At 70.9% G+C, this 13,650-nt stretch carries 7 protein-coding genes; 4 read left to right on the forward strand and 3 right to left on the reverse strand.

The genetic code is table 11. The features are described 5' to 3' along the window. Positions 1-103: 103 nt before the first annotated feature. Positions 104-3,556 (forward strand): DNA polymerase III subunit alpha, encoded by a 3,453-nt coding sequence (locus ACF068_RS20830; protein WP_392275755.1) that lies wholly within the window; start codon positions 104-106, stop codon positions 3,554-3,556. Then, positions 3,553-4,512, forward strand: a complete 960-nt coding sequence (locus ACF068_RS20835; RefSeq protein ID WP_392275756.1) for a hypothetical protein — start codon at positions 3,553-3,555, stop codon at positions 4,510-4,512. Before ACF068_RS20830 ends, ACF068_RS20835 begins: the two co-directional genes overlap by 4 nt. Positions 4,513-4,855: 343 nt before the next feature. Here ACF068_RS20835 and ACF068_RS20840 read toward each other — a convergent pair whose 3' ends face one another. After that, complete coding sequence (locus ACF068_RS20840) at positions 4,856-5,200, reverse strand: hypothetical protein (protein WP_392275757.1); 345 nt, start codon at positions 5,198-5,200, stop codon at positions 4,856-4,858. 41 nt (positions 5,201-5,241) lie between these two features. Then, positions 5,242-9,168, reverse strand: coding sequence for a polymorphic toxin-type HINT domain-containing protein (locus tag ACF068_RS20845; protein WP_392275758.1), 3,927 nt, complete (start codon positions 9,166-9,168; stop codon positions 5,242-5,244). A 363-nt stretch (positions 9,169-9,531) separates the two neighbouring features. On the opposite strand from ACF068_RS20845, the gene ACF068_RS20850 reads away from it, so the two are divergent. Both ACF068_RS20850 and ACF068_RS20855 read left to right on the forward strand, forming a co-directional pair. Next, a complete protein-coding gene (locus ACF068_RS20850) occupies positions 9,532-10,035 on the forward strand; it encodes a hypothetical protein (protein WP_392275759.1) in 504 nt (167 codons plus the stop codon). Positions 10,036-10,085: 50 nt separating this feature from the next. After that, positions 10,086-12,020, forward strand: coding sequence for an FG-GAP-like repeat-containing protein (locus tag ACF068_RS20855; RefSeq protein ID WP_392275760.1), 1,935 nt, complete (start codon positions 10,086-10,088; stop codon positions 12,018-12,020). A 75-nt stretch (positions 12,021-12,095) separates the two neighbouring features. Here ACF068_RS20855 and ACF068_RS20860 read toward each other — a convergent pair whose 3' ends face one another. Further along, entirely contained in the window at positions 12,096-13,622 is a 1,527-nt protein-coding gene (locus ACF068_RS20860; protein ID WP_392275761.1) for an FAD-dependent oxidoreductase, read from the reverse strand. Between the last annotated feature and the right edge of the window lie 28 nt (positions 13,623-13,650).

The raw sequence follows: 13,650 nt of genomic DNA on the forward strand, positions 1-13,650 counted from the left end.
ATGGCGGATTCCGGCTCCGCCGCCCCGCTCGTCGTACGAATGTTCGAAACTGGTCTATGGTGGATGTGGGGGAGGTGAGACCGGATTGATCCAGGAGGTGCGGGTGCCAGGGTTCACGCATCTGCACACCGTTTCGGGCTTCTCCCTGCGCTATGGGGCCTCACACCCGGAGCGGCTGGCGGCGCGCGCCGCCGAGCGCGGCATGGACGCCGTCGCCCTGACCGACCGCGACACCGTCGCCGGTGCGGTCCGCTTCGCCGCGGCCTGCGCCAAGGAGGGCGTCCGGCCGCTCTTCGGCACCGACCTCGCCGTCGACGACCCGGTGCGCGAGACCGCCCCGGGCGCCGGCACCGGGATCACCGAGCGGCGCCGCACCCCCGTGCGCGGCGGCGCCTTCGTCGACGAGTCCGCGCCCCGCGCGGTCTACCTGGCCCGCTCCCGGCAGGGCTGGGCCACCCTGTGCCGGCTGATCAGCGCCGCGCACACGGCCGAGGGCTCCCCGCTGCTCCCCTGGGCGGAGAACCACGGGGACGGGGTGACCGTGCTCCTCGGCCCCGACTCCGGGGTCGGCCGCGCCCTCGCCGCCGGACGCCCCGACCGCGCCGCCCGGCTCCTCGCCCCCTGGCGGGACGCCCACGGCGACGCCCTGCGGCTGGAGGTCGTCCACCACGGCCGCACCGGCACCGGCCCCGGCTCGATGCGGCACGCCGCCCGCACCCTGGGCTTCGCCGCCGAGCAGGGCGTACGCGCCGTGCTGACCAACGCCGTGCGGTACGCCGACCCCGGCCAGGGGCCGGTCGCCGACGTCCTCGACGCGGCCCGCCGCCTGGTGCCCATCGACCCCCGCAAAGGGCTCGACAGCGGTGAACGCTGGCTCAAGGACCCCGCCGCGATGGCGGCCACCGCCGAGCGCGTCGCCGAGGCCGCCGGGTTCCGCCGCGACACCGCGCACCGGCTCCTCGCCATGACCGAGGAGACCGCCGCCGCGTGCCTGGTCGACCCCGAGGACGACCTGGGCATCGGCAGCGTCCACTTCCCCGAGGCCCACCTGGTCGGCGCCGGCCGGCGCACCGCCGAGCGGGTGCTGCGCTCCCGCTGCGCCGCCGGCATGGTGCTGCGCGGCCACGACCGGAAGCGGGCGTACTGGAGCCGGCTGGAGGACGAGCTGCGCACCATCGAGCGGCTCGGCTTCGCCTCGTACTTCCTCACCGTCGCCCAGGTCGTCGACGACACCCGCGCCATGGGCATCCGCGTCGCCGCCCGCGGCTCCGGCGCCGGGTCCCTGGTCAACCACCTCCTCGGCATCGCCCACGCCGACCCCGTCGAGCAGGGGCTGCTGATGGAACGCTTCCTGTCGGTGCGCCGGCCGGTGCTGCCCGACATCGACATCGACGTGGAGTCCGCCCGCCGCCTGGAGGTCTACCGCGCGATCCTCGGCCGCTTCGGGCCCGAGCGCGTGGCCGCCGTCGCCATGCCCGAGACGTACCGGGTGCGCCACGCCGTGCGGGACGTGGGCGCCGCCCTGTCCATGGACCCGGCCGAGATCGACCGGATCGCCAAGGCCTTCCCGCACGTCCGCGCCCGGGACGCCCGCGCCGCGCTGGAGGAACTGCCCGAGCTGCGCGCGCTCGCGGGGGAGAAGGACAGGTACGGCAGGCTCTGGGAGCTGGTCGAGGCGCTGGACGCGCTGCCGCGCGGCGTCGCCATGCACCCGTGCGGGGTGCTGCTCTCGGACTCCTCGCTGCCGCTGCGTACGCCGGTGGTGCCGACCAGCGGCGAGAACTTCCCCATGTCCCAGTTCGACAAGGACGACGTGGAGGAGCTGGGGCTGCTCAAGCTCGACGTCCTCGGGGTGCGGATGCAGTCGGCGATGGCGCACGCGGTCGCCGAGCTCGAACGGGCGAGCGGCGAGGTCCTCGACATCGACGACCCCGCGCAGGTGCCGCCCGGCGACCCCGCCACGTACCGGCTGATCCAGTCCGCCGAGACGCTCGGCTGCTTCCAGATCGAGTCGCCGGGCCAGCGCGACCTGGTCGGGCGGCTCCAGCCGTCCACCTTCCACGACCTGGTCGTGGACATCTCCCTCTTCCGCCCCGGCCCGGTCGCCGCCGACATGGTGCGGCCGTTCATCGAGGCCCGGCACGGCCGGGCGCCGGTGCGCTACCCGCACCCCGACCTGGAGGACGCGCTGAGGGAGACGTACGGCGTGGTCGTCTTCCACGAGCAGATCATCAAGATCCTCGACATCATGACCGGCTGCGGGCGGGAGGAGGCCGACGCGGTACGGCGGGGCCTGTCCGACCCCGAGTCGCAGGGCCGCATCAAGGCCTGGTTCGCGCAGCACGCGCGGGCGAAGGGGTACGGGGACGACGTGGTCGCGCGGACCTGGGAGATCGTCGAGGCCTTCGGCAGCTACGGCTTCTGCAAGGCGCACGCGGTGGCCTTCGCCGTCCCCACGTACCAGTCGGCGTGGCTGAAGGCGCACCACCCGGCCGCCTTCTACGCCGGGTTGCTCACCCACGACCCCGGCATGTACCCCAAGCGGCTGCTGCTGGCGGACGCGCGGCGGCGCGGGGTGCCGGTGCTGCCGGTGGACGTGAACCGGTCGGCGGTCGCCCACCGGATCGAACTGGTGTCCGGTTCGCTGGGGAAGTGGGGACTGCGGCTGGCCCTCTCCGACGTCCACGGCATCAGCGAGGCCGAGGCCGCCCGGATCGAGGCCGGCCAGCCCTACGCCTCCCTGCTGGACTTCTGGGAACGGGCCCGCCCCAGCCGCCCCGTCGCCGAACGGCTCGCCCAGGTCGGCGCGCTCGACGCGTTCGGCGGCAACCGGCGAGACCTGCTGCTGCACCTCGCCGAACTCCACCGCGCCCAGCGGGGCGCCGGCTCGTACGGCGACCAGCTCCCGCTCGCCGGCGGCCGGGCCTCCGCCCCCATCGGACTGCCGGACCTCAACGAGGCCGAACGCCTCAGCGCCGAGCTGGGCGTGCTGTCCATGGACGCCTCGCGCAACCTGATGACCGACCACCACGCCTTCCTCGCCGAGCTCGGCGTGGTCTCCGCCCAGCGGCTCCGGGCCGCCCGCAACGGACAGACCGTGCTGGTGGCGGGAGCCAAGGCGGCCACCCAGACCCCGCCCATCCGGTCCGGCAAGCGGGTCATCTTCACCACGCTCGACGACGGGACCGGCCTGGTCGACCTGGCCTTCTTCGACGACAGCCACGAGCGGTGCGCCCACACCGTCTTCCACTCCTGGCTGCTGCTGGTGCGCGGGGTGGTCCAGCGCCGCGGCCCGCGCAGCTACAGCGTCGTCGCCTCGGCCGCCTGGGACCTCGCCGAACTGGTGGAACTCCGGCGCGAGGGCGGCCTGGACGCGGTGGCGGCGCGGCTGGCGGAGCCGGCGCCGGGCGGCGCCCCGCGGTCCTCCGACAGCGGCCGGCGCATCACCATGCCCACCGGCTACGAGATGAACCCCTGGGCGGACCTGCGCCCGGCGGGTGAGGGAACGGCAGTGCCCAGGAAGCTGTGGCACCAGAGCCAGGGGAGCGCGGGATGATCCTCTACGTACGATTCCGGCTGGAGCCGATGGACGAGGCCCTGCTCCCGCAACTGGTCGGAATGCTCGGCCAGTTCACCCCCGTCGTGGAGGCGGCCCCGCCCGACGCCGCGCTCGCCGACGTGCGCGGCGCCGTACGGTACTTCGGGCGCGGCCCCGCCGGACTGGCCGCCGTGATCCGGGTCAGGGCACTCGCCCTGTACGGCGTGGACTGCGCCATCGGAGCGGGCCCCAACCCGATGCTGGCCCGCATGGCCGCCCGGGACGCGGCGCCCGGGACGACCCTGGTGGTCGAGGACGCGGAGGCGTTCCTGCGGGACAAGCCGGTCGCCGCGCTGTACGGCGTCGGCCCCGCCACCGCCCGCACGCTCTGCTCCTACGGGCTCGACTCCGTCGGGCGGGTCGCCGCCGCGCCGCTCGCCGTCCTCCAGCGGATCGTGGGCGCGCGGGCGGGCCGCGAGCTGTGGGAGCGGGCGCGGGGCACCGACCGTACGGCGGTCGTCCCCAACGCCGCGTCCCGGTCGGTCGCCGCCGAACGGGCCTTCGACCGCGACGAGCTGGACCAGGACCGGCACCGGCGCGCCCTGCTGTCCCTCGCCGGGGAGCTGGGCGCGCGGATGCGGGGCGAGGAGCAGGTGTGCCGCTCGCTGACGCTGACCGTGCGGTACGCCGACCGGACGGCCACCACCCGGACCCGCACCCTGGGCGAACCGACCGCCCACACGGCCGCGCTCACCGCCGCCGCGTACGCGATGCACGGCGCGCTCGGGCTCCAGCGCGCCCGGGTACGGGCCGTCGGGCTGCGCGCCGAGGGCCTGATGCCCGCCGAGAAGGCCGCGCACCAGCTCTCCCTCGACCCGGGGGACGACAAGGCGCGGCGGATCGAGGCGGTGGCGGACCGGGCCCGCGCGAAGTTCGGACCGGGCGCGATCGTCCCGGGCTCGCTGGCGGCCTGACGGCCGAACGAACGGCGGTGCCGGTACGCGGAGCGGCCCCAAGCGGACGACCGCCCGGCCGCGGTGGTGTCCACACCACCACCGACCCGCGTCCCGCACCAAAGGGAAACAGTGCCGGCGATAGGTGACCGGCAGTAAACGCCGATGTCCTCCGTGACCGTGACCGGGCACTCGGTGCTCGAATCCGTACCGGAGTACGAGGTCCGCGAAGGCGTTGCCGGCAACTACTGCCGCACAACGCGCTGCCCCGCCAGGACATGCTGACGGGGCTTCACGTTTCTGATTGCGTGGGCTCACGGGCCCCGGGCGGATTCACGGAACTGTATGAAGGTAGAGCCTCTGGTTAATCGCTTCCCGAAGGCTCTCCGGTCCAGCTAGGCGTTGCCCCGATGGCACTCACCAACCCGCCGGCCAACGCAAATGCCTGCTCTCTGAAGAAGCCGATTCTTTCATAGAACACCTCTTCGGAGGGCATCAATACTGGAGCGGAAACCAATGCCGCAAACAGCACGTGAATCTCATTGAGCTGGAACTCTGAATCTGCCCCAGCGGCCTTCTTCATTATCCGTGCAGCGCTTGCGCGATCGACACCGAGGCGCACAATCGAAGGGCTGTCCCCATCCGGACGATCCGCGTGGAACATCAGCGTCTCGCAAATCAACTGCTTCTGTACCGCAGTCAGCCGCAAGAGGACTCCACTGCGAGTCGCCGTGGCTGCAATCTTTACCCTCATGGCGTCACATACCTCCCACTTTCAAAGGCGCCCTGACTGTACCTGAAACCGTGGATGTTGCGGCTAGTTGTCACAATCAGCACACCTCGACTGGAGTCGTATGCCACACGAGATCCAGTCCTAGTATCCGTATGCGTCATCTTGCCTCGCCATGACGCAAAGTAGGAAGCCAACGCGTCAGGGTCATGTCCGATACCAGGAAGATCGTGATCTGCTGCAGTGGGGGTTCTGTCGTGCATCCTCTGCACCTGGTAATCGACGCCGTCGGCTATATCCGGGCCGTGCGCACCATCTATTCGGTCGTAGGTGTCGTCATCGAGCCCCCCATTGACGGGATCCCTGCCATTGCAGTTGTGAACGAGGACTGGTGTGGCCCCCGCCAGTACATAGTAAGTGTGCAGGTCATTGACGGTGAGGTTGTAGGCAGGAGCGAGTCCGGACCAGTGGCGAACATTGCCGACACGTGCCGACGCGCCATCAGAAGTACGTAGCACGTCCTGAGGAGTGAGATCCGCAGCGTTCTTCCAACGCTTGGCGTTGTCCGTCCAGAAGGGATGGTGGTCCGTTGTTGTGAGGGAACCACCGCCGGCGGTCTGGCTGAGGGTGATGTCAGTGAAGTCCCGATCGTCCGGCGTGTAGATGGTTGCATCGACGCGGCGGGGCCCTGTGGCTCCGCTTTCAGGGTTCGTGGCCAGGACGTAGTCACCGACGCTCACCTGTTCGATGGGGCGTATGGTGCGGTCGCCCATGAGCACGCGGGTGCCTGCCGGGAAGCTGTCCTTGCTCACCTTCCTGGCGCACTTGGCGGCTTCCCGTCCCGCCCTTGTGTTCTTGATGAGCTCTTCGAGCTTGTCGGCGGCCTTCTTGACCGCCTTGATCTTGCCTACTGGCAAGACACCCACGGCTGCCATGGTGCAGCCGCCCCAAGTAGGTTCTTTAATGCACCTTTCGATGTCGGCGGCACCGGAGAATTCCCATGCGCCCTTGCCGACGGCTGACACGACGTCGCGGAATTCGATGTCCTCGTAGGGACCGTTGCAGGTGGCAGGGTAGTAGTTGACTGCCCCCTCACGGTAGGTGCAGCGCGGTTGCTTCTTCTTCGCTTCCTGCTTAGCCTTCTCCCTTTGCGCTTCCTCGGCCAGGCGCTTGGCTTCGGCGATCTCTGCCTCGCGCTTGCGTTGGACCTCAAGCCAGGCCAGGGTCGCAGAGGCTTCGGCCTCGGCCTTGCTCTTGCCGGCCGCGACGGCTGAGGCGCGCGCCCGGGCAGCGGCGTCATCTGCCTTCCTGGCGGAATCGCGCGCGTAGCCGGCGGAGAACTCGGCCTGTGCGGCCATTGCTTCGGCGGCGTCCGCGTCGCGGTCGGCGGCGGCGGCCGCTTGGCGCGCGGTGGCTGCGGACTTACTGGCTGAGGCGGAGCTGGCCGCGGCGTCGTCGGCGGACTTCTTGGCGTCGGCGGCGTGGCCCTTCGCCAGAATCTCGGACTTCTTGGCCTCGGTGGCGGCGTTCTCCGCTTCGTCGGTGGCCCTGTTCGCCCTGGCCGCTGCTTCGGCGGCGCGCCAGCGGTTGATCTGGGCCTTGGCGGCGATGATCTCGCCTTCGGCCAGGATCCGTGCGATCTGTGCGCGGTGGTGGGCGGTGAGGGCGTCCTTGCGTGCGGCGGTGTACTGGCCGACGGTGACGAACTCGTGGAGGTCCTGCGAGGTGCCGGCGAGAGCCGCCAGGGCGGCAGCCTCGAGCTCGCTGTCGTCCTTCTTGATGAGCCTGCTGGCGATGACCTCCTCGTCGGTGATGCGGGCGGGGTACTGGCCGACTTCGAGGAAGGTGGCCAGAACCTTGCCCCTGCCATCGGCCAAGGCCTTCTCGGCGTCCTCCTTGACGCTGACTCCGCCGGTGCTGTGGATCCTGGAGACGGCGACGGCCAGGTCGTCCTCGCCGACGACGTACTGACCGGTCGTGTAGTAGTCGGCGATCTGCTGCGGGTTGCCCTTGAGCGCCTCGACCGCTCCCTGCCGGATCGAGGGGTGGGGGCTGTTCACGCTGAGCTGGAGGACCTTGTCCCGGGTCTCGTCCAGATTCGCCTTGTTCCATCCGCTGCGCAGGTATTCCAGGACGTCGGCGTCCGAGCCGCCGAGTGCGGCAGCGGCGGCCTGCTGGTGCCAGGGGCCGCGGAGCTTGAGGGCGTCCATGGCGAGCTTGCGGCCCTTGGCGGCGATGGCTGCGGTGTCCGCGTCAGGCTTGGCCGCCTCCGCGGCCAGGGCCTGGGCGGTGGTGTCGAGAGCGCGGGCGTCGCGGGCGACGGTCGCGGACGCCGAGATCAGCCGTTCGGTCTGGCTCTTCTCGCTACGGGCCTGCTCCAGAGCCGCGTCCTTGCGGATGGCCAAGTCCTGGGTCTCGACGTCGAGAGCGAGCTGGTGCACCTTCTTCGCGGACTTCACGGCGTTGCTCGCCGCGTCGGCTGCGACCTTCGCGGCAGTGGCCCACTTGCGCGCATCAGCCGCAGCGGTCGCGCTCTGGCCGGCGTACTTCACCGCCAGGTCGGCGGCCTCGGCGGCCTTCTCGGCGTGGTCGGCGGCGGAGTTCGCCGCGTCGCGGGCCTCAAGGGCCTGTTGCGCGGAGCGTCGGGCCAGGGCGGTGGCACTGTCCGCGGCGCGGTTGGCGACACCGGCGTGACGACGGGCCTCGGCCGCGGCGTTGCGCGTCGCGGCGGAGTGCACACCGGCCGCTTCGGCGTGCCGGTTGGCCTCCTCGGCCGAGCTCGCGGCCGCGTTGGCGTTGTCTCCGGCGCTCCGAGAGGCGTCCGCCGCGTTGATGGCGGCCAACGAAGCCGTACGGGCCTGCTCGGCCGCGGCGGCTGATGTGCGGGTCAGGAGCGCCGCGGCGCGGGCGTTGGCCGCGGCCTTCTTCGCGGTCTCCGCCTTGCTGGCGTTATCGGCCGCGGCGATCGCCGCGGTGTAGGCGTCGTTGGCCGCAGTGGCCGCTGCAGCCGCGGCATTGGCGGTCTGCGCCGCGCTGAGCGCCGCAGTGCGCGCGGCCCTGTTGGCGGCGCTGGCCGCACCGATCGCCGTCCGTGCTGCGGCAGCCGCCGCTCGCGCGGACGCGGCGGCCTGTTCGGCCTTGTACGCGGCGACACCGGCATCCTTGCCGGCCGCGGCGGTTTCCCGTGCCGCCTTCGCTGCGGCTTCCTTGGCGGCCTGGGAGGCGGCGACGGCTCGGGCGGATGCCGCTTCGGACTTCCGCGTGGCTTCCCCGGCCTGGATGCCGGCCTGCTTGGCCTGCTCCGTCAGCTGCGCGATCGTGGCGTGTTCCTGGTCGCGGTTGCGGGCGACGAACTGCCCGACCTCCAGGAACTCGACGATGTCGTCAGGCGTACCCCGCAGAGCGACCTTCGCGGCGGCCTGCATGTTCGGCCCGCCAACGCTGAACAGCTGGGTAACCCTGACCTCGTTGTCGACCTCCCTGGCTTCGTACTGGTCCGTCTCCAGGAACTTCGCGACAGCCTCGGGACCGGCCTTCAGAGCCGCCTCGCCGGCCTCCCGCACGCCGACGCCACCCACACTGATGACACGGGAAGCCTCGACTTCACGGTCCTCCTCCAGCGGCTTCTTCCATCCGCTGTACAGGAACGCACGCAGTTGCCTCGGGGTGCCCTTCAGTGCCTTCTTCGTGGCCTCCCGAACAGCCACCCCGCCAACGCTGAAGATGCGGGTGGCCTCGACGTAGTCATCGTCGTACTCGATCTCGGGCGCCTTGTCGAGGAATGCGCGAATGTCCTCGTCGGAACCCAACAGAGATCGCTCCGCGGCCTCCTTGATTCCCGAACCGCCGGTCTGCCAGTAGTCGACGACCAGGCTGCGATCGAAAGCGGCATCAGCCGGGTCGTCATCGGCGGACGCAGGTGCGCTTCCCAGTACGCCCACCAGCATGGCGATGGGTAGCGCGGCGCTGACGATGCCCCGCCACTGCCTTGCCGTTCTACCAGGCGGCCTTCCGGGTTCTCCCCTTCCGGGAAGGAATGTGTGTCGGTTCACTCGACCGACTCCCCCTCGTTTGATTCTCAACTAAATGACGCGCATGTCGAACCTTTGCCGGCGGATCGCCTCTTGAGGTGCGTCCACTGGCTGGTCACAAGGTCAACCGGGCTCATATGCAGGCCGGTTCGCGGGGGGAGTGTTGCAAGGCAGCGTCCACTCCGGCGACTTGCGTGTAGAGCACCATACATGTGTTCTACTTGTGTGTAACTTGTGCAGGCGAGTTCACGCCTGCTGTATCGAGCCTCAGGGGGAACTGTGGCGATATCCCGCGTTCGCATTGCTGCGTTGAGCGGTCTTATTGGCGTGTTTTCGGTGGTTGGCGGAATTTCGGCGTTCGGCGCCGTAAGCGCCGCGCCGCAGAAGGCGGAGCCGGCTGCGGCCGCTGACCTGCCGTGGGTGGTGGAGGACTTCTCGTATCCCGGCGCCGCTCAAATCGAGCAGAACCAGCAGATCATGCTGCGACGTGGTGACGGTCACATCACGCTGACCACCTGCGAGGGCACTCCGGACATCCTGGTCAAGTCGCGTACGGGGCAAAAGAGTTACTGCTTCGACGTCAATGCGGCGCGAGGCTATCTGGCCCTCGAACTGCCCGACGTCTTCGGTCTTTGGACTGAGGACCATCCGGTACAGGCGACTGTCACCGCCGACGGCAAGAAGACAACGGTCGAGGCGGCGGCCAATGGTTACAAGGCTCTGGGTGAGGGCGTCGACAAGGGGCCGCGCTCGGTACTCGTCGAACTTCGCGTCACCGGCTGATGGCGCCGACCGCAGTCACCGACCGTCCTACTCCAAGGAAGATTCCCACCGTGCTCCGTACACGCACGCGCCCCGTCGTACTCGCCATGGCCTTGGCCGCTGCCGGGACCTCGACCATGCTCACCGGCACCCCTGCCCTGGCAGCCACTGGTGCCGACGCTTCCCTCGGTGCCAAGGCATCCGTCGCCCGTCTCCACATCGGCGAAGGCGACACCGCCCGTTCCTGCTCCGGCACCCTGGTCGACAGTCAGTGGGTGCTGACCGCCGCGGCGTGCTTCGCCACAGACCTCAAGGCCCCCACGAACGTCGCGCCGGGCAAGCCGGCCCTCAAGACCACCGCGACGGTTGGGCGCGGCTCCCTCACCGGGTCGGGCGGGCACGCGGCCGAGGTCGTCGAGCTGGTTCCGTCACCCAGTCGCGATCTGGTCATGGCGCGCCTGGCGACGCCGGCCACCGGCATGGCGCCGGTCGGGCTGGCCGCCTCCCCGGCCGGAGAGGGGGACGTTGTCCAGGCGGTCGGGTTCGGCCGGACCAGGACCGAATGGGTGCCCGGCACGGCCCACACCGCGTCGATGAAGACCGGCACCGTGTCGGACACGGAGCTCACCCTGACCGGCGTCACCGGGAACGACGCCCTGTGCAAGGGAGATACCGGTGCCCCGCTGCTGCGGGAGGCCGAGGGCCGTGTGGAGCTGGTGGGTGTGGCCACCCGGTCGCGTCAGGGCGGGTGTGTGGGGGAGACCGAGACCCGCACCGACGCTGTTGCCACGCGTACGGACGATGTGGCCGACTGGGTCGCCACCACGGTAGGACGGTCATGGTCGCAGCTGATGACAGCCACCGACTTCAACGGTGACGGCAAGGCCGATCTGCTCACGATCGATGCCGCCGACGACTACCTCTACGTCCAGCCGGGGGATGGCAAGGGCAAGTTCGGTAATCGTGTCAAGGTCAGCGAGGGCAAGTGGAGCGGTATGCGCCTGCTGGCCGCCACGGACTTCACCGGTGACGGCAAGGCCGACATCCTCGCCGCCCACGCCAACGGCAATCTCTACCTGTATTCGGGCAACGGTAAGAACGGGGTGACCGGGTCCTCCGTGGCCGGAAGTGGCTGGGGCGGCATCCGTCTGCTCGCCGCCGCCGACTTCAACGGCGACAACAAGGGCGACCTGACCGCCATTCACACCAACGGCCACCTCTTCTTCTACGCGGGCAACGGGAAGAACTTCGCCGCAGGGGTCGTGGCCAGTTCCGGTTGGTCCAACATGCGCGTGCTGGTCGCCGGAGACTTCAACAACGACGCCCGGGCCGACATCTACGCCGTGCACAACAGCGGCGCCCTGTACATGTACGCGGGCAAGGGTGACGGCACCTTCCACGGGGCGAAGAAGAACGGCGACGGCTGGCAGAACATGCGCCTGGTCTCCGCCGCCGACTTCAACGGCGACAAGAAGGGCGACCTGATCGCCCTCCACACCAATGGCAGCATCTACGCCTACCCCGGCAACGGCAACAGCGGCTTCACCGCCCCCGTCGTCACCCCGGGACCGGTCCACTACACCAACCTGATCCGCAACGGCACCTTCAGCGCCAACGTCGACGAGTGGTGGGCCGCCGAACGCGCCTCCGTCGTCCACGCCGACGGCACGCTGCTCGCCACCGTCGAGGCGGACACCACCGCCTCCTGGGAAGCCATCGCCGGACAGAACGGTCTCGCCCTCCGCAAGGGGGCGACGTACACCCTGACGTTCGACGCCAAGGCATCGGCCGCCGCCCGGATCCGAGCCATCGTCCAGCTCGGCGAAGAGCCCTACACCTCCACCCTGGACCAGGTCGTCGACCTCGGCACCGGCCTCAAGCGGTACACCTACACCTTCACCTCCACCATCGACACCACCACCGGGTCCCTCAACTTCGAGATCGGCGGCAACCCCGCCAAAACCGCCATCACCCTCGACAACGTCTCTCTCACCACCGCGAGCTGAGGCTCAGTGACCCCCGGCGCCACCGCGGGAGGTACCCGCTGACGGCGCCGGGGCCGTCGGAGCAGCCGCGGCCAGCTAGTCCGCCAGGCCGGTCTTCGCCAGGTAGCGGTCGAGGTGGGCGGGGTCCTGGGTGGCCAGGCCGATGTGGCCGTCGGGGCGGACCAGGAACAGTCCCGCGCCCAGCTCCTCCGCCAGGGCGCCGCCGGCCACCCGGTGCGTGACGACGGCCGGCGGTACCCGGGGTGGTGTGCGGTCCACCACGAGCAGGGTGAAGTGCGGGCCCCGCAGCAGCTCGAAGAGCCGCCGCGTACCGCCGCCCTCCGTGGAGCACGGCAGGTCGGGGGCGCGGTCGCCCGCCTGGACGGCCGTGCCGGGGAGCCGTTCGCGGGTCTCGGTGCTCAGGGCGCTGTCCCGGTAGTGGACCGACAGCAGGTGGGTGGTCCGGCCCCGGTGCCGTGCCTGCTCGTCACCCCCGTCCGGGCTGCGGCCCGCCCGGTAGAGCCGGGAGCTGAGCTCCAGGACGTGCGCGGCGGCGGGCCGGCGCTCTGCCTCGTAACTGTCCAGCAACGCGTCCGGGGCGTGGTGGCGCAGCACCTGTCCCAGCTTCCAGCCCAGGTTGTAGGCGTCCTGGACACCGATGTTCAGCCCCTGCCCGCCGCCCGGCGGGTGGGCGTGCGCGGCGTCGCCCGCGAGGAACACCCGCCCGTCCCGGAAACGCTCGGCCAGCGCGGTACGGGGCCGGTAGTACGAGTGCCACAGCACGTCGGTGACCGCGTCGGCGGGCAGGTGCGTGCGGGTGGCGACCAGCTCCCGTACCGCGTCCTCGGTGAGCTCCCGTTCCTCGCCGTCCGCGCGGGCGTTGAGCTGGAACGCGTCCATGCCGGGCAGCGGGCACAGCAGCAGGCCCGCGTCCCCGCCGCCCGGGCCGTCCGGCCAGATGTGCCAGTGGTCCTGGTCCAGGCCCCGGACGCGCACGTCCGCCACCACGGCCGGGCGCAGCCCGCCCTCCTCGCCCTTCATCGCGACGCCCAGCGCCTCCCGCACGGTGCTGCGCCCGCCGTCGCACCCGACCAGGTACGGCACGGTCAGTGTCCGGCGGCCGCCGTCGGCGTGCTCCAGCTCGGCCAGCACGTGCCGCTCCGCCTGGTGCAGGGTCGTCAGCCGGGTTCCGTACTCCACCGTCCCGCCCAGGGCCAGGAACCGGTCGCGGAGGATCTCCTGGGTACGCCACTGCGGGACCAGCCACGGCTCGGGATACCCCGACACCGGCGCCCCGGGGTCACGTTCGAGGAGCCGCCAGGTGCCCTCCCGGCGGCCGTCCCGCCAGGTCTGCATGGGCGGGAACGGGCCGCCGGCCGACCGGAGCTCCGCCATGACCCCGAGGTCGTCCAGCACTTCCTGGGTGCGGGGCTGGAGGCTCTTGCCCCGGGAGCCCCCGAAGAGCCGTTCGCCCGCCTCGACGACATGCGTACGGACGCCCCGGCGGGCCAGGTCGCAGGCGAGGGTGAGCCCGGTCGGGCCGGCGCCGACGACCAGGACGTCCACGGCGCCGTGCACCGGTGCCCCTCGGCGCGGTGCGGCGGTGTGCGGGTCGGTGGGCATCTCTCACCGCTTTCTGCCGTGCGGGCAC

The sequence above is a fragment of the Streptomyces sp. NPDC016309 genome (assembly GCF_043077235.1).
In the GTDB taxonomy this organism is placed as follows: Bacteria; Actinomycetota; Actinomycetes; order Streptomycetales; family Streptomycetaceae; genus Streptomyces.